A 22113-nucleotide genomic window follows, 5' to 3' on the forward strand; every position below is an offset into this window, starting at 1 on the left:
GATTCTTCATTACCACTTCCCTAAGAGTAGACGCTCCCTAAAATCCAACACTCAAATAATCAACACATGCTCCCCCCTCAGGAATACCTGCCCATCTGATGGTTAAGATGTTCCGCCAGCCTTAAAACAATTTGCAAAATAGGCATTGTGGGGTTGCAGGCACCGCCTGTAGCGAAAACACTGCTACCCGCCACGTAAAGATTCTCGACACCGAACACTTTGCAGTTCTCGTCGACAACGCCAAACTCAGGCGAAGCCGCCATCCGTGTGGTCCCCATATGATGAGCATGGGGATTGAGCCTCAGTGGCAAATCGACGTCATAAACGTAGTCTTCCAACTTGACAAAGCCCAACCCTGTTTCGGCAAAACACTTCGCCACTTCGAGCCCTATGGACTTGACGGTATTTCTGTCTGCCGGGGTCAGTTCCCAATGAACATTTACCTTCCTCATCCCTAACGCATCTCGCTCGTCGAGCAATGAGATTCGGCTGTCAGGGTTGGGAAACTGTTCGATCAGCGTGCCGAGCACCCCGTCTCCAGGGCAATCGAACTTGGCAATAAATTCAACCTTGCGCTCCGCACCCACTTCGCAAACGAGGTTCTCGAAAAAGCTCTTGATGGCAGCCATTCGCCCATAGGATTTCACTTCAGCTACAAGCGTGGCCGTCACATTCCCTTTACCTGACTTGTGCTCCATCACGAATGCATCGGTCGTGAAGTACTCCTGCCGAGCATCTGTACCCTGCCCGTCGTTCAGAATGAAGGTTCCCATTTCGACGTTCAGGTGCTCCATGAAGCATCTACCGACGAAACCATCCTTGCTGACGATACCGCCAGTTGCCAGAGACTCGCTGTTGAGCAGGTGCCTGGCATTCTCGATCGCGCCAGTCGCCAGAATGAATTGTTTTGCCGTGACTCGCTCTCGATGCAACTCATAGTCAGAGACGACTATCGTTGCTATGCGGCCGGCCTTGCTGTCGAACTCAAGATCGACGCAATTGCAATGGATGAAGACATCCAGCCCCTCGGTCTCATTAAGTTCCTTGGCATATTTTTGTGCAAATCGCGTCGGCGGGCTTAGCAGGAAACGATCAGCGTAAAAGTCGTTGCCGTCCAGACTCGCATTGATAGCCTTGAATCCGGAGTGCGGCGGAAGATCGACAATATCCATGGCCTCCGGCAGATTGCGCTCGATCTCGGAAAACGCGATGGGCCAGCCCGGCACAGGCACCGGAGGGGCCACGATAAAGTCCGACGGTTCGAATGGACGGCATCGCCCGGCCCAGTGATTGGAGGTCCCGCCAAGATAACGCAGGCGTGTTTCCTGAGCATACATCTCGAGGCCTGATGATGAGACCTTGTAGAGGTTCTGCGAGACCGGCGAATACTCGAGCCCACCGCCCTCGACAAGCACCACATGCCGACCATTACCGGCTAAACGCAAGGCCAGCGTAATGCCGGCTGGCCCACCGCCGATGATGCAAATGTCATAGTGGTCGCGCAGTTCTTTCTGCGATTGGTAGTCTTTGATCATGCGTGTGTTTGCCAAAAATGCCGGGCAGGCAGCACCCATCCGTTGATTACAATGAACTCGGATTTAGCAGCGGAAGGCCGGGCGGCTTTGGAAAATCCGAACATGATCCCTCCAAGACTCAATAGAGCAGAAGCCTGGAGGAAGCTTCTGCGCCCCATCACAGAGGTATTCAAATCAGTCTCTCTCATGATTCAAAGCTCCACGACATCGAGATTACATTGGAAATTTCAACGGCTACATCAAGGCCACAATTTGGCGACGGCCATCAATATCTCAATGGCGACGCGGTGCCGCAGCTTTGGAAACATCAAGAGAAATAGATCAAAGCCATTTAAAAAAAACCGTCAATAACTCCCCACACAATGCCCCCACTGCCAGCATAGGCAGCACCACCAATTCACGCTTGAGACTGAACATCCCCAGACGACAATTGACATAAAAAACCAGGAAAAGCGTAGGAAACGTGTACAGGGCAGCGCCCCAAATCGCGTATTTGACCCCGCCAATCGCCAACAGCAGAGGCAGCAGCACCCACAACGAGACCACGCGAATAATGTTATCCATGGCCTGGTACTTGGTGAGTCCCAAGGCAATCCAGACCTGATTCGCCAGCATGTAGCGCATTGTGAAAAAAGAGAGTGAAAGAATGGCCATCATGTTGCCGGCCTGGGCGTAACGCTCATCGTACAAGATGCTGATGAGCAGTGGACTGCCGGTCAGGAACAGTCCACAGAGAAACAGGCAGGCCAGATCGAGCATCAATTTCAAGCGGTAATACAAAGCGTGGAGCCGTACGGTGTCATTCGTTCTTGAGGCCTCACTGAAAGCCGGCAAGGCCACGGCCCCGACTACCTTTTGCAATGCAAGCTGAACGGCTCCCAAAATCAGCACGGCAATGGAGTAAACGCCCAGTTCGCCGGCCGTCATGCTGCCGCCGAACCAGACACGATCACCGTACATGGCCAATACGCCCACTGCCGACGACAACAGTATCCAACGGCCGAAGCCGACTAATTCATTGAGCGCAGAACGCTCCCACTGTAGACGGTTAGAAGGGCCCTCAAACCAGACATGCCCCAGCAGCGTGTTGACCATCGATTGGACCAGACCTGCAATCACCAGCGACCAGATGGACCTGGTGAAGTAACCGATGCCCAGCATGACCAACAGCCCGACGACCTGAGACCCAAACTCGGTGAGTACCACTTTCTTTTGCTGGAAAGAGCGCACTGCCAGGTCGATTTTGGTCGACTGAAAACCGACGATGATTGCCGAGAAACCGGTCACGGCCAACACCAGCGGCAACTCGGGTGCGGCGTAGGTGGAATTGGGCGACCACAGATTGAGGGCCTGTGCATACCAGGCGAGGGCCGCGAGGAGAAGTGTCGAAGCAAAAAGGATAAAGCCACGCACGATCTGCACGGTCCAGATGGTATTGAGAAAAACCGGATCGTTGCCACGCGGGCTCTGGATGATGTTCTGGCGCAAGCCGACATCGGAAAGCATGTGCAGAACCAGGGAAACGGTGATGGCGATCATCATGATGCCGAACATCTCCGGCATCAGCAGACGGGCCATTATCAGGTTGCCGCCCAAGCGAAAGGCTTGAGACGTAACCAGCGCCCCGAGATTCCATGCCCCGGCAGAGATCGCTCGCTTACGAAGGCCCAACGATGGCGACAAATCGACTAACGACATAACATCATCCCCGGACTCGATGGCTCAAAAGGAACTATAGTCGCGTTTAGCCATTCCACTAGCCGTCGCTCATCAATCAATAAGTCCAATCATCCATGCCTGAGCACTTCCGAGCGTTGATTGTCATTCTGGTCCTTACTGGCATCGTTTTTGCCATCGCACGTCGACCAGCGGCAGACCTGATTCCCGACCGTAATTTCACTCGTCGGCGCAATCTGTGGTTCGTATTGACGCTACTGGCATTTGTTTCGCACAGTTTCTGGGTGTACGCAGGCATTGCCGCGATCGTGTTGACCTTCGCACGAAATCGCGAGCGCAATCCCGTGGCGCTATTTTTCCTTCTGCTGTTTCTCATCCCGCCGGCCACGGCGGAGATTCCGGGCTTCGGCCTGATCAACTATTTTTTTGCCCTTAACCATATTCGTGTGCTGGCGCTGTGTGTGTTGCTTCCGGCTTTTTTCACTCTGCGCAAGCGCGCCGACACGGTCCCTTTCGGGCGTACCTGGCCTGACAAAATATTAGCCGCCTACCTCCTGCTGACGAGTCTGCTTTTCCTGCGCGAAACCACCGTCACCGACACCTTGCGCCAAACGCTCTACCTGTTCATCGAAGTTTTTTTGCCTTACTACGTTGCCAGCCGGGCGCTGAAGAACCTCAGCGACTTCAAGGACGCTCTGTTCGGTTTTGTACTCGCCGCCATGGTGCTGTCGCTTATAGGTCTCTTCGAATATGCCAAGCACTGGCAGCTGTACAGCGCGGTTGTCTACGCCATGGGCATGCAATGGGATTCCGGCTACTTGAGCCGGGGTGGCTCATTGCGCGCCAGCGCCACTACCGGCCAGGCCATTGCGCTGGGCTTCGTCATCAGCGTGGCCATCGGCTTTTACCTGTACTTGCAGGAGGAGGTCCGTAGCAAATTGCAGCGCAGCCTCGGCGCACTGTTGCTCGCCGGTGGTCTGTACGCACCGCTGTCGCGTGGCCCCTGGATCGGTGCAGCCGTCATGATCGTCGTGTTCATCGGCACCGGCCGTAAAGCAATCAAACGCCTGATGCTGCTGGCCGCCGCCGGGGCGCTCACCCTGCCCGTGCTGGCCATCGTGCCGGGCGGGCAAAAAGTGCTTGATCTGCTACCGTTTATCGGCACGGTGGATGTCGAAAATATCACCTACCGGCAGCGCTTGATTGATAACGCCGTGATCGTTATCCAGCGTAACCCTTGGCTGGGTTCTTTCAATTTCCGCAGCACACCGGAAATGCAGTCCATGATTCAGGGCCAGGGGATCATCGATATCGTGAACACCTATATCGGCATAGCGCTGTCGTTCGGTTTGATTGGCTTGACGCTTTTCGTGGTTTTTTTCGCCAGTGTTCTGCAGGGCATCCGCAAGGGGATGCGTTCGTTCCCCAACGAAGACGATGAGGCGCGCCGACTCGGACGTGCACTTCTGGCGACACTGGCCGGGATCCTGATCACTATCGTTACCGTTAGCAGTATCACGGTCATCCCCGTGGTGTATTGGTCGGTAGCTGGAGTGTGCGTGGCCTACGCTCAGATGGCACGCAGGCTCAAGCACACCTCGACGGCCGTCTCGGCGAGTGCCCATCTCCAACTCAGGTAGACCCCATGATCCAGTTGTCTCGCCGCCCCCAGATACTGCTCCTGCTGTTTTTGGCTATTTGGCCGATTCGTATCTGGGCGTCGGACTGGGTCGTCAGTGTGGATGAGCGCAACGGCCTGCCAATGCTGGAGCGTGGTGGTAGTCCGGCAATCGCTACGACATTCTCGTTCTTTGGGCGCAACTGGGACTGGACGTATTTGCAGACCGAATTCAAGGTAAACGCCCCTTATCGATACTCCCTTGCAGGCAAAAACAAAGCGCTGGATTTCGACTTGACTGCGCAGATTCAGAAGCAAGACGAACAAAAGCTGACCTGGAACTTTGCCGTGGATGCACACAGCGGGAAGTCGGGCGTTTCAGGTGGTGGCATTGTCTTCGAATTCGACCCCGCTCTTTTCGCTGGAGAAATGGGCGAGCCCACTTTGCTGCCCGACAACCGCGGCTGGACCTGGGGCAATGCGCAAGGGCGACGCATCGAAATGCGCTTCGAGCCCGCACTGGCGAGTGTGTACTTGGAACCGGGCAGTAAATCCGAGGTGCGTGCTTTTTTCTACAAGAACACGATCAAACCTGGCCGCCAGGAATTCACAGCGACCTTGAGCGTTTCTGGCGATGTGGCGGTCGGCCCAACCATTACCGAGCGTTTCGGGCTATCGGACCCAAAGAGCTGGCCGACTGACAAGCTCGACTGGAAAACCTCGCCGGTCGACCTGTCTTTTCTCAACGCTCAAGAAAAACCTGCAGGCAAGCGCGGCTTCGTCAAAGCCTCTGGCGAGCAATTGCTATTTGCCGACAACACTGCGGCGCGTTTCTGGGGCACCAACCTTTCGGCCTACGCGCTGTTCCTCACCTCAGACGATGCAATCAAGCTGCAGGCCAAACGCCTGTCGGCACTGGGTTTCAATCTTGTACGACTGCACCACCATGACTCGCCATGGGTCTTCCCGAACATCTTTGGCGATGGCAGGGTCACGCGCAGCACCCAGCAACTGAGCCCGGAATCGCTGAAAAAAATCGACTGGTGGATCAAATGCCTGAAAGACGAAGGCATTTATGTGTGGCTCGATATGCACGTCCAGCGAGTCTTTACTGAAAAGGACAACATTTATGGCTTCGATGAATTGCCGAAAGAAGAACAGAATTTCACCTATCTCAAGGGCTATTCCTATGTGAATGTCACCATTCAGCAAGCCATGAAGCGCTTTACCGAAGCCTACCTGACCCATGTAAACAGCTATACCGGTCTCGCCTACAAAGACGACCCGGCGATTGCCGCTGTACTGATCACCAACGAAAACGACGTCACCAATCACTTTGGCAATGCCCTGCTGCCAGACAAGAATTTGCCGAAGCACAACCGCGTCTACATGGCGGAGGCCGAGGCTTTTGCCAAACAGCACAATCTGTCTGCAGACCAGACCTGGCGCTCTTGGGAGCCAGGCCCCTCCAAGATGTTCCTCAACGATCTGGAGCGACGTTTCAACGTCGATATGATTCAACACCTGCGTGGAATAGGCGTGAAGGTCCCCATCGCCACGACCAGTAGCTGGGGCCGCAATGGCCTGAATTCCCTGCCGGCCCTTACCGCCGGCGACGTAATCGATGTCCATAGCTACGGTGGCTCGGGACAGGTCGAGAAAAACCCGCTCTACAGCGACGGCATAGTGAATTGGATTGCCGCCGGCCAGGTCATCGGTAAACCCTTGACCGTCACCGAGTGGAACAATGAGCCCTTCCCGATACCAGACCGTCACTCACTGCCACTCTATATCGCCGGCACCGCCAGCCACCAAGGCTGGGATGCACTGATGCAATATGCCTACAGCCAGGAACCCATGGGGGGCGTAGGGATGAGTGCCAACAACTGGCACGCCTATAACGACCCAGCAATGCTGGCCACCCTGCCCGCCGCCGCCTTGCTTTATCGCCGTGCAGACGTTCGCGAAGCAACAACGACCTACGTCTTCGCGCCGACGTCAGCCACCCTGTTCAACCAAATGATCACACCGGCCAACTCTGCTCTCCTGCGCACAGCCATGGAGAAAGGCAAGCTGGAAATCGCGATGCCACAGACGCCGGAATTGCCCTGGTTGCAACAGAGCGTTATCCCAAGCAATGCACAGGAATTTCATGACCCTGGCCAGTCGCTGCTGGACGCCAATGCCATCGAGTCCACGACCGACACCGGTGAGCTAAAGCGCAACTGGAAACAAGGCGTCTACACCATCAATACGCCGCGCACCCAGGCCGCTACCGGTTGGATCGGGGGTGAGTCGATCAGCCTTGGCAACATTAAGATTCAAGTGAAGACCACCAACGCCAGTGTGGTGGTGCAAAGTCTGGACGACGCGCCTTTGAGCCGATCGCAGGATTTACTGATTTCGTTAGGCACCCGTGCCGTCCCCCAGGACGGCGACAAAATACCTTTTTACGTTGAGCCCCTCGAGGGCACGCTAACCATCCAGGCGCCGCAAGGCTTGACACTGTTCACCCACGGCATTCTGGGGCAAATGAAGAAGCTGCCCGCGACCTACCTTGATGGCCGCTATACCATCAAGTTCGACGGCTTGCAGGCGTCGAACTGGTTGTTCTTGAAAAAAGACGTCACGCAAGCACAACCTTAGGCGACGTGCAGCCGACCTCAACTTGATGGAACAACGCCTTGCGGCGTTGTTCAGCGAGGGCTGTTTAAAGGGCTTCAAAATCAAACAATGGAACATAGCCTGCGCCGAGCAGATGTGGACATTTCGACAATACAAACTCATCACTCAATAAATCCTCCGAACTTTTATACCTGCTCGTTAAAACCCCTGTGATATTTAAAAGCGTATGCGACAAGGAGGATATGCTGATTTTCTGACTCTCTCTCTCCTTCAACTTTAAAAGCTTGAGCGATTGCTGGCTCGAAACATTATCGGACGCCCAGATAAATGCCGAAACCGGGAGATCGTATTGATTGCCAATGCCATGACCCAAGAGCCCGCGACTGTCATCCATCATGTTTTCACCATGATCCGATGAATAAAACAAGACAGATGGTTTTTTGCTTGACCTCAACTGATCAATAAGGGTGCCCAATAGCCAGTCCGTATACAAAATACTATTGTCATACTCGGCAGTAATCTTGTCTTTGAAGCTGTCTGTTGACGGCTTGAACTTAACGAAACTTTCCGGGTATCGGCGTGAATACTCGAAATGACTGCCCTTGACATGAATAAATATGGCTTTCTTTTGTGTATCGCTTTTATTTAGTATCTTTTCATATTCTGAAATCAATGCCCCATCATAGCTTCTCTCAAAATACTGACGGTATTGTGCCTCTGCGGCTATTTGTGGAATTATCCCGCCAAAACTATCAACCTCTTGCACAGACAACCAATAGGTCATGTACCCGGCCGCGCGATATATACCCACCAATGATTTTGTCGACGCAATGGCGTCCCAATCCGATATAGGCTCAAGGCTCAGCATTGAAGGAACCGCAAACGAGGTATAGGGGGCTGTCGTGCAGATCTGATTAAACTTGAAAAGCCCTGCCTGCTTACCGAGATTCGGGGTTGTTTCCTTGTTATAACCGTAGAGGGACCAGTTCTGCGGCCGTGATGACTCACCGATGACAAAAACAATGGTTTCTATATTGGATTGATCCGACGTACTGGTTATTTTTACATCAGATTCCCGACGGCGCTTGATAAGGTTCTCCGTCCCCAAATAAAGGTTTGCAGTCAGGGCAGCTTGTGACAAATAACCTATTGGCGTGCTTTGGTCTTTTGCAAGGAGATCCATGACTGCAGATTTCCCGAAAGAATTAAGTTTGACGGTTTTATAAAAATACGCCCCATACCCCACTAGCAAGGCGCTAACAACCAAAACAAAAATACCTTTGTTTTTATATAATTCGCGCTTATGCAGACCTATTAATCCAGCCCCATAGCACAATATGAAAATCACCAAAACAACACTGATGGGCTGCCAATAGGTCGGCAGAAACTCGCCAGCCTCCTGATAGTTTGTCAAGCCAATAAATATATAAGCAGCTGTTAATCTCGAGTTGAAATTCAACACCAAAAAGAGATCAATAGCTGCTACCAAATAGAACGGCAGCAGAATAATGTGGACCTTAAATTGACTGGACGAAATAAATCTAATCGCCAAAAGCCACAACACTGACATGCCAAGGGTGTAAACGACCAATAAATCAATTTTAGAGTATTGATAGTTTGCCAGCGTTCTAACAATCAACGGTGACAGCAGAAAGGACCACAATACTAAATTTGGCCATTCTGCTTTAACTATTCTTAATGAGTAATCGATAATTCTGGCAGGATTTTTCATTTGATAATTATCCTCGCAGGATGCCCAAATGCCTCTTCAGAGGGTAGCTTCAATTGGCGCGCTCGCTGAATCGTGTTCGAAATATTCTCTCCTTTGGCGCTCCAGACGTCGCGAGTCGCAAGGCTTGGCACTCCTCACACTTGGCATTGCGGGGCAAATGAAGAAGCTGCCCGCGACCTGCCTTGATGGCCGACTACAATCAAGTTCGACTGGCAGTAGCTTGCACAGCGATAGTGCCCAGGAAATCGGAGATCAGGATGAAATTTTTGGTGGTGGGTGGCGCGGGTTATATCGGCTCGCACATGGTGAAGCAGCTACTGAGTTCAGGTCACGATCTTGTGGTGGCAGACAATTTCTCAACGGGTTATCGCAGCGCGTTGAAGGGCGGGACATTGGTCGAACTGGACATAGCCGACGAACAGGCGCTGGACGCCCTGTTTGCGGAACACCACTTTGATGCCGTGTTCCACTTCGCCTCCTTTATACAGGTGGGCGAATCCGTCGCTGAACCTGCCAAGTACTATCAAAACAACTTCACCGCCACGCTGACGCTGCTCCAGGCGATGGTTCGCGCCGGGGTTAAAAACTTCATTTTTTCCTCGAGCGCCGCCGTCTACGGTGACCCGGTGTATGTACCGATCGACGAGGAGCATCCCAAGGCCGCGATCAACCCTTATGGACGCAGCAAGTGGATGGTGGAGCAGATGCTTGAAGATTTCGACCGCGCCTATGGGCTCAAATCGGTCCGCCTGCGCTACTTCAATGCCGCCGGAGCAGACCCTGAAGGACAGTTAGGTGAACGCCATGAACCGGAAACCCACCTGCTGCCCCTGATCCTGCAAGCAGCCTCCGGACGGCGCGCCACCATCACCGTCTATGGCCGTGATTACGATACGCCTGACGGCACTTGCATTCGCGACTACGTCCACGTTGTCGACCTCGTTGCCGCTCACGCGCTGGCCGTGGATTATCTGCTGGCAGGAGGTGCAAGCACGGCGTTCAACCTCGGTAACGGTCAAGGTTTCTCAGTACAGCAAGTGATAGATACCGCGCGCTACGTGACCGGCCAGGATATCTCTGTCAGCGAAGCGCCACGTCGCGCGGGCGATCCACCACGCCTTGTGGCCGATCCCCACAGGGCCAATACATTACTGGGTTGGCAACCGCAATTTGGCTCACTTGAACAGATAGTGGCGCACGCCTGGAGCTGGGAGCAGAAGTACCCTTGGCACTGACCGTCGGCGCTAGCCAATAGCGCCGACTCCTGCGGGTGATGCTCTAATAGTAAGAGCGATTTTCGGGTTCGGCTTTGTTCAACACCGTGCCAATCAGATTGGCTGTCCCAAGATGATGCAGGCTTTCCTCGATCTCTTTCCTGCTGTTCAATCCGTTAGCGACAACGAGCAGGACGCAGTCGAACCTGGGCAGGACGTTAATCACATCATCGGAACTCAACAACGGCGGCAAGTCGAAAATCACGATGCGTGAGTTGTAGCGCTCGCGCAGATCAGCAATCAAATAGCTTACTGCAGGCGATGACAACACCTCGGTGGAAAGAGGAATCGGCTCGCGCGTCGGCAGAACCACAAAGCGCGGCAAGGTCGGATTGACCAATACTTCTTGCAGTTCGGCTTCATCTGCCAACAATTCATTAAGCGATTTATCCATCGGCAGACCCAGGTACTCACCCACCTTCGGACGACGCAAGTCGAAGTCCACCAGCAACGCCGTCTTGGTCGTGTGATGCGCGATACTCATCGCCAGGTTTATAGCCAACACCGTCTTGCCTGCCTCTGGAGTCGGCGAGGTGATGGCGAGCGTGCGCCAGCCATTTTCCTCCATGATTTTTAGAACTTGTGTACGCAGTAGATCGAATGCCCCGCTCATACTCGAATTTTTGTTGTAAGCCACAATGCGGTTGCGCTCAAGGTGATCTGGCCGCAAAGGTACAACCTTGGTTTGCACATAACTGAGTGCATTCAGACCTGTGGACTGCGCGGTCGGCGTCATGGCTTTTGACGAGGTCTGTTGCTCGGCTTTTTCGGTATCGGGATTGAACATTTCCATGGCTATATTCCTTACGTAAACCGGCCCAGAGCTTTAAACATCAGAAGATCCAGAGGCATGTAGAGGAAGTGCAGGAGCACCAGAAAGATCGCGATTGTCGCGACTCCAATGACGATCAATAGCATTCGCCACTTCCTGCGGCGTGCCAGTTCAGCCTTGGTGTGAATGTAGGGAATGGAAACCAATACGCGTCTACCCAGCACGCTGGCCAAGGCCTGGGCACCGCGCACACGCTGACTCATCATCTCGAGGAGCATCACCAGCGCGCCAGCACCCACCGGGGCAAGCAAGAAACCCATGGCAACCACTTTTTTACGGTTCGGCCGTACCGGCTTCTCGGGCATCAGCGGCGACTCCAGAAGAACAAAACGCTCGGCTTTGTTTTCCTGCTCCAGGCTTTCGGAAATTTTCGCACTCATTTCCTTCGTGCGAATCTCCTCATATTTTTTACGAGCATTATCATGGTCACGCATCACCGTGACCAAGCCGCGCTCGACTTGCGGCGTCTCAATAATTTGTGCCTCATATTCGGCTATTTTTCCAAGTATTTGCTGCTTTTGATCGGCCAGCGACTTGATACGTGCTTCTGCTGCGGTGATCCGCGCCTGGGCCTTGGCAACGTCCAGATTGACCGAAGCCGCTGCACCAGCACCTTTGCCAGCCTCAAGTGCAGCAATTTTGCGTTTGACGGCACGCACGTCGGGGTGGGCTTGCGTATACAGCGACTGCAACCGGGTGTACTCAGCTTTGAGGCTAGCGAGATCCTGTGGTTTATCAACTGCCGCACCGGGTGTTCCAGGCTTGGTCACTAGCCCGGCATTCGCGGCGGAAAGCTCCAGCTCATTGAAGCGCAAGTCTTCACGGGCAGTTTTGTAGTCACGGTCGACCTCTTTAAGCTCGGTTTCGGCGCGCGTCAACATATTCATGCGCAGCTCTTGATGCTCGGGCAGCGCGTTACTGTGTGCCTGCTTGAAGTCCGCCAACCGGTTCTCGAGGGCTTCCAGTTCCACCCTGAGTTTGTCCGCCTCCTGCGTCAGGAACTCGGTCGTCTCACTTGCGCGTTCGGTGCGCTGCTTGATGTTTTCATCCAGAAACAGCGTCACCAGCTCCTTGGCAACTTTGTTCGCAATCTCGGGCTCCCTGTGTTCAAAGGAAAGACGGAAAGCAATCGTCACCTCTCCGCGCCCCTTGACCGCAGCACTGACCAGCGAGACCACAATCGCATTGCGCATTTCTTCAATCTTCTCGCTAACGCTCAGTTGCCGGCTTTGCGAAGCAAAAAGATTGTATTTGTCGATGATCCCTTCCAGATGATCACGGGTCATCACGCGCTGGCGAATAACTTCGATGCGCTCATCGGCAAAGGTATTGTTGTTGGCCGCCACCAGGTCTGGCGAAATCTGTTGAGACTCCACCAGAATCGTGCCGGATGACTCATAGGTCGGCGGGAGAGAGATCGCTACTGCTATGCACACGCCGAGTATGACCACGAAACTCACGATCAACAGCAGGGCGTGGTGCTTGATGATAGCTAGGTAGTCGTTGAACGACATTTCGTATTCAGTGGCCATATTTCTCACGCAGCTGAATTTCAGAGACCGGGATAACTATAGGTCAACGTCAGCCCGACGACGTTTGCAGTGGCATCCGGCAAGCCATCTTGCTGGCGTTGTTTGTATGTGTAGGATAGGCGTGCAATCCAAAAAGGCGAGAGTTCTTGGCTAAACCAGGCACTGTAATTTCGCAGGGTATTCGGCGTCCGGCCTTTGGCATCTTGCCAGGAGGCATCGAAACCGGTGCGCCGGGTCTCGTCGACGGCGTAGCTCCATGTCCCCCTCAGGGCATCAACCTCGACGAAACCGCCGTCCCCGCTGGCGAGAGTGCTACGACTGGCGTCGATGCTGGTATCAATACGCTCACCGGCATATTGCAACAATAAACCGCCCTGGCCTTTAGGGCCGCTACCTGTGCCGGAGACTTGGTTGAGACCGGCGTAGGCCGTCCCCTTAAGCCGCTCGGAGAATTGAACATTCAAGCCGACCGTGGGGGTGTAGCTGTTCGAGGAAGCCACTGCGGACCCCTTTTCCGGCTCATAGCGCCTCACGCCCAAACGGGTGAACAGCTCGACCTGCTCACTCCATGCATAGTTCAAGCTGAAGCGGGTCGCCAGCTCGTCATAGTTGGTCAGAGAAGCAACATCGTAAGTGACATGAGTGTAGTCAGTCTCGTTAACCAGGGTACTTCGCTCGCTGAGAGCAGTGCTCCAGTTGCCGCCCACCAAATACATCTTTTGCGTGCCATCGGAAGCAACTACGCCGGTTTCCTGAACCACCGTGGAAAGCGTAGAGTTTTCTTCATATCTCGCCACAAGCCCAAAAGCCCCCGTTTCGGTCTCTCGCTGCCACCCCAACCTTAATCTGGGATCTTCACGGTCCGAAACGACGGACGTATCCGAAGAACGCACGATATTTACCCCCAGACCGAACTGGAACTCATCCCGTCCGGAAGTACCCACGAGACTGTAATCGGGGGCGATGATGGTGCGAGTCACCCCTTTCTCATCACTCGTGAGCAGTAGTGGATTGCTGTCGTACTCGACCGTCGAAGGCACTGCTATAGCTGATTGCCAAGTAGCAGCATGGGCCAAGTCCGAACACGACAAAGCCAGGATTGCCGTCGCAATCCCGGTCGTTCGAAATTCAAGCAAGATAATCCTTAGTGCTTCGCGCAAGGCTAAGGCACGACCAGCGTATCGCCGGCTTTAAGTGGAAAATTGGTGGACATGTCATCCCCCGACATCAACTTGCTGTAGTTGACGTGCAGGATCTCTTGTCTAGTCCCATTGGGTCGCACGACCTTAATGTCGTCTTTATCGGCGAATTTGTCGAGCCCACCCGCCATGCTTATTGCCTGCAGCACTGACGTTTGACCGGACATATGCACGGTGCCGGGCTTCAGCACTTTGCCCTGGACGTAGACGACATTACCTTCGGTGCCGGTGACGACAGCGCTCACCTGCGGATCAGGTATGAATTTCTCAAGTTTGGCAGCGATTTGCTGCTCGACAGCGGTGGTATCAAGCCCTTCAACATCGACTCGCCCTACCAGCGGGAAGGTAATGCTGCCATTGGGGAGTACGCGTACATCCTGTTTGAGCTTGTCTTCGCCCCAAACGGAAATGGAAAGGCTATCTCCCTGATTCAGCTTGTAAGCCCCGTCCTTTTCGACGGCATTGGAAATGCTGGGCCAAACGGCCAGCGCGCACAGCACAGGTATCAATGAACGGAACATCGGGATCCCTCCGTCTAAGTAGCCATGCAAGGAGTTTAGAACAAAAAAACCTAGTCAAATGACTCTAGCCTATTTCCCGCCAAAGAAACTAAAACAGCAATCACATTGAGCTTGCGGGCGGTCAATTCCGCCAATGCAACACACCCAAAACCGGAACGATAGTGCAAAACAGCAGAATCGTGTTATTTAACAATAGGTTGGAGCGAGCAAATCACCTCCGACGTATTTCGCGCCAATATTAACGACATCACGCCTGTTTTAACCGGCTCAAGCGCGCCACTGTCACCCTGACGATGACTAGGTTTTCCAGTGCAACTAACTGATATCAACAATTACATCGCAACAGACATCATCCGCAAAAACTATATATAAAGCTGTGTATCTACCCAGCCACCAGAGTGACCGTCTAAACACCTTATTTCCAAAAACGGTAACAACTCGCTATATCTTCCGTCGGTTGGCGACCACAATAAAACCTAACAACGCAGAAGAAAATAACCAGGCTGCCGCAGAAAGCGGTACTGCATTGGGTTGGTTGATATCAGATACCCCAACCAGACTTTTATCCTGGAGAGATGAATCAATTTTGAATTTCTTATTATCAACCGCCGCCATTAATCCGTCACGGGAAGAAGAATTGACGGATACATCCACGCCTGAGTCAGCGTGATGATTGACACTGTTAGCTTTCGCAGAAGGGGCATCTTCGAGGTGAATATCAGTGGTCAATGAAGGCAAGCCAAGGCCTTTTCCGAAAGTAAACAGTGCGCCACCCGCGTGATCTTTGAGAGCACTACAAAGTTGAGGCCCCAACTCCTCGCAAGCGCTGCTTATGCGACTAATTTCATAGGCCAAACTGGTCGCCTGAGCACTAGCAACGGCTGCACCATTCAGGATCACAGACAACAACACAAATTTAATGACAAGTGTTGAGCGCATAACACCGCCTCCTTGCGCAGGGGGTTATTCTTTTGTCGGTTGAAGGAATCTTTATCGGCTAAATTGAGCCTATAAGCACATCGCTATTACGTCAATGGTCCGTCACAATAATAAATCGAAATTTCATTTTAGGAGGATGACGTCAAAATAACGCCACAACAAGCACGTCAGTCCCGTGAATTCTATCCATGTGAAATAGCTTCACGCCTGAACGTCAGCTCGCACCAGGATGCTGGCCCACGCCCGGCGCAGCGCCCTCCACCGGGCAAGGAAGCATCTTGGCAATGGCATAGGTTCGACCGACGACGACGCCTGTAAAGATGGAGTGTGTCGGCGACTTTCTGAAAGTACCTGGCGGTCGAGAGTTTTTGACACATGAAGACGGCATGGCAGGTAAAGGCTTCCCGTGCATTCTCAGCCCTGGAACACTTTGGAAGTCTCGGCGCTGCGCCAGGAACCCTGCTCAACCTCCCTGGCACCCACGCCGAGCAGATCAATGCAATGCGCGCAAAAGGCATCGCGATTGAATACCGGATGAATGACTGACCTTTACTTCGGTTGCGCCACCGTACGCAAATAAGGTTTCACCGTCTTGAAGCCATCCGGGTACTTCTTCCTGGCGTCGTCGTCGGATACCGACGTAGGAATGATCACGTCCTCACCCGGACGCCAGTTCACCGGTGTGGCAACCGTGTGCTTGGCGTTTAACTGGATAGCATCGAGCAGGCGTAACACTTCATCGAAATTGCGCCCGGCACTCATCGGGTAGACCAGCATCGCCTTGATCTTTTTATCCGGGCCGACAATGAACACTGAACGCACCGTGGCGTTGTCCACGGCAGTACGAGCGCCGCCACTGGCGTTCGGGTGAATCATGTCGTAGAGCTTGGCCACCACCAGATTCTCGTCGCCGATCATGGGGTAGTTGACCGCATGGCCCTGGGTTTCTTCGATGTCTTTGGCCCAGGTCTGATGGTTACCGACCGGGTCGACGCTGAGACCGACAATCTTGGTGTTGCGTTTGTCGAACTCCGGCTTGAGCCCGGCCATATAACCAAGTTCAGTGGTGCAGACCGGGGTGAAGTCCTTCGGATGTGAGAACAGGATGGCCCACTTGTCGCCAATCCATTCATGGAAATGGAGCGTGCCTTCGGTGGTTTCGGCGGTGAAATCCGGTGCTTCGTCGCCAATTCGAATGGTCATGTGCGTTTTCCTCGCTGTGAAGGGTAGGGAAACTCTCGGAACGGACCAGTATAGGAGACCTTGAAGACTTCGTTTTTCACCCCCGCCGAAGGGCTGGCATCAGCGGTACATGCTCGGACCTGTCGTGATGCTGTTCACTTAAGCTCGGTGTTTTCAAACGGGTGCAGCACGCCGATTTACCAGACTAAAACTTCATCCAGAAATGCTGCCTATACTGCAATCCGGGGTCGATAGAGAAAACGGGGCGGCAGTGCTTGCGTATGATTTTTTCCGAATTCTGCGGGTTCCCCGATCCAACGGCCCCGATTGTCTGCGCTAAGGACCTGACAGATGAATGTGATCGAGTATTTTGATCGAGTAAGAATCATCAATATCTCGTCAAGAAAGGATCGCCGTTTAGAAACAGTCGAAGAATTCACTCGCAACGGCTTTCACATTGATGATGAAAAAATAGGCTTTTTTGAGGCTGTTACGCCCAGTGAGGGAAATGGTTTCCCGAGCGTCGGGGTCCGAGGCTGCTTTTTGAGTCATCTGGGGGTGCTGGAAGAGGCAATGCGCCTGAATTTGAAAAATATCTTGATCCTGGAAGACGACATACAGTTTTCCAGACACATTTCTCAATATGGCAAAGAGGCCATCGAGTCCCTGGAAGGTATGGAGTGGGACATCGTCTATTTCGGGCATCCGTTTGAAGAAAATTCAAACGTGCCCACTTGGAAAGCAGTCGACCGGCCAATATATTTAGCCCATTTCTATGCTGTAAACGGGAAATGCTTTGGGAGATTGAGGGATTTCTTATTCCAGATTCTGGAGCGGCCGCCGGGACATCCTGACGGAGGTCCGATGCATTATGACGCTGCTCTCAATACGCTTATTCATAGGAATAAAGAAATTTCGGCTTACTATTTCACTTGGAATTGTGGCTATCAAAGGCCCTCGCGGACGGACCTGCATGAGCTTTCCATCCTTGACAGGGTGCCCCTCCTGCGGCCGGTAATGGGCCTGCTCAGGAGGTTAAAGGCAAAAAACCTGAGAAGAACCCGATAGTTTTCTCTCTTCAGGGAAGGTCTGAAGTACCCAATACCTGATGTAACCCGCCCGGCACGGCGCAGGCGCCGTGCCGTGGATTTTGGCGGACCGCCCTCGTCATTTGCGCGCCAACTTGTACCGGACGCACTCCTCGTAAAAGCTCTCGCGCAGGGCCGCGGGTTTCATCCGCGAATGACTGTCATAGGTCTGCTCGGTAATGCCCATCGCCATCATGTGCATCCATGGCTTGCTGAATTTGTAGGTATGTAACTTCTGCCGCGCTGCATACAGTGAAACCCCGGACAGCTTGAGTTCCTGGGCTCTCGCCGCAGTACCTGCGCCCCAGCTGCAAATGTAACGATCATTCGATGCCAGCTCTTTGGCCTGGACAGAGGCGGCAACGCTCGCCAGGCCTAACGAAATCAGCGCAACCATCACATTCCGCATTTGCATTCGATCCTAACTAACTGAAAATAAATTGATTCTGGTCAAAAGTTTCAGTCTTCGGGGCCAGCAAAATGCCTTAAGTGCGCTATAGCCTGTTTTCTCCGTGTTCTTACGGACATTTCTTGCGCCAATGCAATCCTTTGCTATAGCTAACGCTCTTCTCCCGCCAACGAATGAGGCAACGGAATGTCAGTCGCAAAGAAAATGACCGTAGGGCAACTGACGATGTTGACCGCCGTCAACATGTTGGGCTCCGGCATTGTTCTACTCCCCACTAAGCTTGCAGAAGTCGGCGGTATTTCCATCCTTTCCTGGCTGATCACGGCTACCGGCTCCCTGGCGCTGGCCTATGCCTTTGCACGCTGCGGGATGCTCAGTCGAAAGACCGGGGGGATGGGCGGCTATGCTGAATACACGTTCGGCAAGGCGGGCAACTACATCACGAACTACACCTATGGCCTCTCGCTGTTGATTGCCAATGTAGCGATCAGTATTACGGCGGTCGGCTATATCCAGGAGCTGTTCCATGTTGAACTGGATTCACTGCAAGTGGGTCTGGCGACCATCGCTCTGTTGTGGATCACCACTTTCGCCAACTTCGGCGGCGCGCGGATTACCGGCCGGATTGGTGCGGTTACGGTTTGGGGGGTGATTGCGCCGGTGGTGCTGGTGTCCACCATTGGCTGGTTCTGGTTCGACAGCAGTGTCTACGCCGCTGGCTGGAACCCCCACAACATGGGCTGGTTAGACGCCGCAGGTGCATCGGTGGCGATCACCTTATGGGCATTCCTCGGCCTGGAGTCGGCGTGCGCCAACACCGATGCCGTGGAAAATCCGGAAAGGAACGTCCCCATTGCGGTACTTGGCGGCACCCTCGGCGCGGCGGTGATCTACATCGCCTCCACCAACGTCATCGCCGGTATCGTCGGCAACCCGGAACTGGCCTCCTCCACTGCACCGTTCGGGCTGGTCTTTGCCAAGATGTTCACCCCTATGGTCGGCGACATTGTGATGGCTGCGATGATCCTCGCGTGCATCGGTTCGCTGCTGGGCTGGCAATTCACCATCGCTCAGGTCTACAAAAGCTCAGCGGACACCGGTTACTTCCTGTCGATCTTTGCCAAGTCCAACAAGGCCGGAACACCCATCATCGGCATGCTGGTGCTGCTGGCCGTGCAGACGGCGCTGGCTTTACTCACCATCAGCCCGGACCTGAGCAAGCAGTTCGACACTCTCGTCAACCTCGCGGTGGTCACCAATCTGGTGCCCTACATCCTCTCCATGGCCGCGTTGATGACCATTCAAAAGGTATCCAACGTTCCGGCGGGCTCGGCGCTGATAACCAACATCATTGCGTGGGTGGCAGCGGCTTACAGCTACCTGGCGCTGTACAGTTCGGGCGCACAGGCACTGATGCTCGGCGGCGTGGCAACGATCTTTGGTTACACGCTGTTCGGCTTCGTCAACAACCGCCTGATCCGCCTCGAAGCGCTCAATAACAGCGTACCGACACAGACCGTCAGCGCTCAGCACCTCATGGGTAAGCCGGTGCCGGTCAATAACTTGCAAGCAGTTAGAGTGGAGGCTTAATCATGACGGAACATAGACAAACGCTCGGGATGCTCACGCTGTTGGTCAGCAGCCCGCCGGACAAACGCACCGTCTTTGGTCGCGCCCTGGATCAGTTGATCAACGATGTGGAAGAACGCGCCGTCCGGGTGCTGGCGTCGGAAACCCTGAGCGACGCCACGTCGATCCTGCGCTCGGACCCGGCCATTCAATGCGTGCTGCTCAGTTGGGAAATGGACAAAAGCGAAGGCCACGAGCAATGCATCAAACTGCTCGCCAGCCTGCGTGAGCGCAACACCCGGGTGCCGGTTTTCCTGATTAGCGACCGCAGCACCGCGTCGACCATTCCGCTGGTGGTCATGCAACACGCCGATGACTTCATCTGGCTGCCAGAGGACACCAGCCGCTTCCTCAGCGGGCGCATCCTGGCGGCCATCGAACGTTATCGACAAGCCGCGCTGCCCCCCATGTTCGGGGCGCTGGTGAAGTTTGCCCGCACTTATGAGTACTCGTGGCACACCCCTGGACATGCCGGCGGCACAGCGTTTTTGAAGAGTACCGCGGGGCGCGCCTTCTACGAGTTTTTCGGCGAGAACCTGCTGCGTTCCGACCTGTCGATTTCGGTCGGTGAACTCGGTTCGCTGCTCGATCACAGCGGCCCCATCGGCCAGGGCGAGCGCTACGCCGCCAAGGTGTTCGGCGCCCATCGCACCTATTACGTCACCAACGGCTCGTCGATGTCCAACCGCGTCATCCTCATGGCCAGCGTCACGCGCAATCAAATTGCCCTGTGTGACCGCAATTGCCACAAGTCTGCCGAGCACGCGATGACCCTGTCCGGGGCCATTCCGACGTACCTGGTACCGACGCGAAACCGCTACGGCATCATCGGTCCGATCCTCCCGCAAACCCTGAGCGCCAGCGGCGTGAAAGACGCCATCACCAGTAACCCGCTGGTCAAGCAAGGCATCGACCCGACCCCCGTCCACGCGATCATCACCAACTCCACCTACGACGGCCTGACCTACAACGTCACCCGCGTCGAAGAGTTGCTGGGGCAAAGCGTCGATCGTCTGCATTTCGATGAAGCCTGGTACGGATATGCGCGTTTCAATCCGCTGTACCGCGAGCGCCACGCCATGCACGGCAGCCCGGACGATCACGACGACTCGAAGCCGACCGTGTTCGCCACCCAGTCGACCCACAAGTTGCTGGCCGCCCTCTCCCAGGCCTCGATGATTCACGTGCGTAACGGCCGCAACCCGATCGATCACGGGCGCTTTAACGAGTCGTACATGATGCACGCCTCGACTTCGCCGAACTACGCGATCATGGCTTCCTGCGACGTCAGCTCGGCAATGATGGAAGCGCCCAGCGGGCAAATCCTCACCACCGAATCGATCGAAGAAGCCATCAGTTTCCGCCAGGTCGTCTCGCGCATGCACAACGAGATGTTGAGCAAGGAGGAGTGGTTCTTTACCTGCTGGCAGCCGCCGACCGTGCAGGTTGGCGCGGCCACCGTGCCGTTCCATGAAGTCGACCCGGTGCTTTTAAAAACCGAGCCGAACTGCTGGGTACTGCATCCCAACGCGGTATGGCACGGCTTCGGTGACATCGAAGAAGGCTACTGCATGCTCGACCCGATCAAGGTCTCGGTGCTCAGCCCCGGCATGGGCGACGACGGCAACCTGCTCGACTCGGGCATCCCGGCTTGTGTGCTCACGGCCTACCTGGGACGTCAGGGCATCGTGGTCGAGAAAACCACCGACTTCACCATTCTGTTCCTGTTCTCTATCGGTATCACCAAAGGCAAATGGGGCACCTTGCTCAATGCCCTGCTCGACTTCAAACGCGACTATGACGACAACGTCGAACTGGAACTGTGCCTGCCGGATCTTCTGGCCGCCAACCAGGCTCGCTATGCTGGCATGGGCCTCAAGGACCTGGCCGACGAAATCTTCGCGGCCATGAAGAAACATAAAACCACCGCCAACATGGCCCAGGCGTTCGGCACACTGCCCAAAGCCGAATTCAGCCCGGTGGAGGCCTACGAAAAACTGGTCAGAAACGACATCGAACGGGTGACACTCGAAGAAGCCGCCGGACGCGTCGTGGCGACCGGGATCGTGCCGTATCCGCCGGGCATTCCATTGCTGATGCCGGGTGAAAACGCCGGGCCTGCGGACGGGCCGTTGCTGGCCTATCTCAAGGCGCTGGAAGCCTTCGACAAATCCTTCCCGGGTTTTACCCATGACACCCATGGGATCGAAAGCGAGGGCGGAGTTTATAGCTTGCTGGTGTTGAAATGAGCTAGCGCCTGTACGTACTGCGAAGTAAAAAACGGGCGCCCTGAAGGCGCCCTTTTTACATGTCTTCTCCTG

17 protein-coding genes are annotated in these 22113 nt (G+C 54.4%); 7 read left to right on the forward strand and 10 right to left on the reverse strand.

The genetic code is table 11. The annotated features are described in order from the left end of the window. Positions 1-77: 77 nt before the first annotated feature. On the reverse strand, positions 78-1535 hold the full coding sequence (locus IB252_RS17630) for an FAD-dependent oxidoreductase (protein ID WP_192409711.1): 1458 nt from the start codon (positions 1533-1535) through the stop codon (positions 78-80). 321 nt (positions 1536-1856) lie between these two features. Then, on the reverse strand, positions 1857-3233 hold the full coding sequence (locus IB252_RS17635; RefSeq protein ID WP_192409712.1) for an oligosaccharide flippase family protein: 1377 nt from the start codon (positions 3231-3233) through the stop codon (positions 1857-1859). A gap of 95 nt (positions 3234-3328) precedes the next feature. Here IB252_RS17635 and IB252_RS17640 point away from each other — a divergent pair, with 95 nt between their 5' ends. Continuing rightward, a complete protein-coding gene (locus IB252_RS17640) occupies positions 3329-4852 on the forward strand; it encodes an O-antigen ligase family protein (RefSeq protein ID WP_192409713.1) in 1524 nt (507 codons plus the stop codon). Positions 4853-4857: 5 nt separating this feature from the next. Beyond that, positions 4858-7476: a glycosyl hydrolase family 5 gene (locus tag IB252_RS17645; protein ID WP_192409714.1), complete on the forward strand. Its 2619-nt coding sequence runs from the start codon at positions 4858-4860 to the stop codon at positions 7474-7476. 64 nt (positions 7477-7540) lie between these two features. Here the strand turns inward: IB252_RS17645 and IB252_RS17650 are convergent, their stop codons facing one another. Then, entirely contained in the window at positions 7541-9187 is a 1647-nt protein-coding gene (locus tag IB252_RS17650; protein WP_192409715.1) for a phosphoethanolamine transferase, read from the reverse strand. Between the two features lie 257 nt (positions 9188-9444). On the opposite strand from IB252_RS17650, the gene galE reads away from it, so the two are divergent. After that, on the forward strand, positions 9445-10422 hold the full coding sequence (gene galE / locus IB252_RS17655) for a UDP-glucose 4-epimerase GalE (protein ID WP_192409716.1): 978 nt from the start codon (positions 9445-9447) through the stop codon (positions 10420-10422). Positions 10423-10465: 43 nt separating this feature from the next. On the opposite strand, the gene IB252_RS17660 is transcribed toward galE, so the two are convergent. The 5 genes from IB252_RS17660 to IB252_RS17680 form a co-directional block, all read right to left on the reverse strand. Then, positions 10466-11197, reverse strand: a complete 732-nt coding sequence (locus tag IB252_RS17660; RefSeq protein ID WP_225607487.1) for a CpsD/CapB family tyrosine-protein kinase — start codon at positions 11195-11197, stop codon at positions 10466-10468. 68 nt (positions 11198-11265) lie between these two features. Then, the gene (locus IB252_RS17665; RefSeq protein WP_192409718.1) at positions 11266-12825 is read right to left on the reverse strand and encodes a GumC family protein; all 1560 of its coding nucleotides are present in this window, start codon (positions 12823-12825) and stop codon (positions 11266-11268) included. A gap of 20 nt (positions 12826-12845) precedes the next feature. After that, complete coding sequence (locus tag IB252_RS17670) at positions 12846-13961, reverse strand: hypothetical protein (RefSeq protein ID WP_192409719.1); 1116 nt, start codon at positions 13959-13961, stop codon at positions 12846-12848. Positions 13962-13987: 26 nt separating this feature from the next. Further along, positions 13988-14545 carry a polysaccharide biosynthesis/export family protein gene (locus IB252_RS17675; RefSeq protein ID WP_192409720.1) on the reverse strand — a complete coding sequence of 186 codons (558 nt, stop codon included), beginning with the start codon at positions 14543-14545 and terminating at the stop codon, positions 13988-13990. A 441-nt stretch (positions 14546-14986) separates the two neighbouring features. Next, a complete protein-coding gene (locus IB252_RS17680; RefSeq protein WP_192409721.1) occupies positions 14987-15484 on the reverse strand; it encodes a hypothetical protein in 498 nt (165 codons plus the stop codon). Positions 15485-15859: 375 nt separating this feature from the next. Here IB252_RS17680 and IB252_RS17685 point away from each other — a divergent pair, with 375 nt between their 5' ends. Further along, entirely contained in the window at positions 15860-16030 is a 171-nt protein-coding gene (locus IB252_RS17685; protein WP_192409722.1) for a hypothetical protein, read from the forward strand. A gap of 3 nt (positions 16031-16033) precedes the next feature. Here the strand turns inward: IB252_RS17685 and IB252_RS17690 are convergent, their stop codons facing one another. Beyond that, complete coding sequence (locus tag IB252_RS17690) at positions 16034-16687, reverse strand: peroxiredoxin (RefSeq protein ID WP_008155786.1); 654 nt, start codon at positions 16685-16687, stop codon at positions 16034-16036. Between the two features lie 330 nt (positions 16688-17017). Between IB252_RS17690 and IB252_RS17695 the strand changes: the two genes are divergently transcribed. Then, complete coding sequence (locus IB252_RS17695; protein ID WP_192409723.1) at positions 17018-17734, forward strand: glycosyltransferase family 25 protein; 717 nt, start codon at positions 17018-17020, stop codon at positions 17732-17734. A gap of 99 nt (positions 17735-17833) precedes the next feature. Here IB252_RS17695 and IB252_RS17700 read toward each other — a convergent pair whose 3' ends face one another. Next, positions 17834-18163: a hypothetical protein gene (locus IB252_RS17700; protein ID WP_008146735.1), complete on the reverse strand. Its 330-nt coding sequence runs from the start codon at positions 18161-18163 to the stop codon at positions 17834-17836. A 186-nt stretch (positions 18164-18349) separates the two neighbouring features. Here IB252_RS17700 and potE point away from each other — a divergent pair, with 186 nt between their 5' ends. Both potE and IB252_RS17710 read left to right on the forward strand, forming a co-directional pair. Continuing rightward, positions 18350-19753 (forward strand): putrescine-ornithine antiporter, encoded by a 1404-nt coding sequence (potE, locus tag IB252_RS17705; RefSeq protein WP_192409724.1) that lies wholly within the window; start codon positions 18350-18352, stop codon positions 19751-19753. Between the two features lie 2 nt (positions 19754-19755). Continuing rightward, positions 19756-22041: an Orn/Lys/Arg decarboxylase N-terminal domain-containing protein gene (locus tag IB252_RS17710; protein ID WP_192409725.1), complete on the forward strand. Its 2286-nt coding sequence runs from the start codon at positions 19756-19758 to the stop codon at positions 22039-22041. Positions 22042-22113 lie beyond the last annotated feature (72 nt).

The sequence above is a fragment of the Pseudomonas sp. PDM10 genome (assembly GCF_014852295.1).
In the GTDB taxonomy this organism is placed as follows: Bacteria; Pseudomonadota; Gammaproteobacteria; order Pseudomonadales; family Pseudomonadaceae; genus Aquipseudomonas.

Bases quoted from the DNA above. Each gene is read 5' to 3' on its own strand.
- IB252_RS17690 (WP_008155786.1), bottom strand. From the start codon at position 16,687: ATGACCATTCGAATTGGCGACGAAGCACCGGATTTCACCGCCGAAACC.
- IB252_RS17630 (WP_192409711.1), bottom strand. From the start codon at position 1,535: ATGATCAAAGACTACCAATCGCAGAAAGAACTGCGCGACCACTATGAC.
- IB252_RS17640 (WP_192409713.1), top strand. From the start codon at position 3,329: ATGCCTGAGCACTTCCGAGCGTTGATTGTCATTCTGGTCCTTACTGGC.
- IB252_RS17675 (WP_192409720.1), bottom strand. From the start codon at position 14,545: ATGTTCCGTTCATTGATACCTGTGCTGTGCGCGCTGGCCGTTTGGCCC.
- IB252_RS17685 (WP_192409722.1), top strand. From the start codon at position 15,860: ATGAAGACGGCATGGCAGGTAAAGGCTTCCCGTGCATTCTCAGCCCTG.
- IB252_RS17650 (WP_192409715.1), bottom strand. From the start codon at position 9,187: ATGAAAAATCCTGCCAGAATTATCGATTACTCATTAAGAATAGTTAAA.
- IB252_RS17665 (WP_192409718.1), bottom strand. From the start codon at position 12,825: ATGGCCACTGAATACGAAATGTCGTTCAACGACTACCTAGCTATCATC.
- IB252_RS17700 (WP_008146735.1), bottom strand. From the start codon at position 18,163: ATGCGGAATGTGATGGTTGCGCTGATTTCGTTAGGCCTGGCGAGCGTT.
- IB252_RS17635 (WP_192409712.1), bottom strand. From the start codon at position 3,233: ATGTCGTTAGTCGATTTGTCGCCATCGTTGGGCCTTCGTAAGCGAGCG.
- IB252_RS17695 (WP_192409723.1), top strand. From the start codon at position 17,018: ATGAATGTGATCGAGTATTTTGATCGAGTAAGAATCATCAATATCTCG.
- IB252_RS17710 (WP_192409725.1), top strand. From the start codon at position 19,756: ATGACGGAACATAGACAAACGCTCGGGATGCTCACGCTGTTGGTCAGC.
- IB252_RS17660 (WP_225607487.1), bottom strand. From the start codon at position 11,197: ATGACGCCGACCGCGCAGTCCACAGGTCTGAATGCACTCAGTTATGTG.
- IB252_RS17680 (WP_192409721.1), bottom strand. From the start codon at position 15,484: ATGCGCTCAACACTTGTCATTAAATTTGTGTTGTTGTCTGTGATCCTG.
- IB252_RS17645 (WP_192409714.1), top strand. From the start codon at position 4,858: ATGATCCAGTTGTCTCGCCGCCCCCAGATACTGCTCCTGCTGTTTTTG.
- potE (WP_192409724.1), top strand. From the start codon at position 18,350: ATGTCAGTCGCAAAGAAAATGACCGTAGGGCAACTGACGATGTTGACC.
- galE (WP_192409716.1), top strand. From the start codon at position 9,445: ATGAAATTTTTGGTGGTGGGTGGCGCGGGTTATATCGGCTCGCACATG.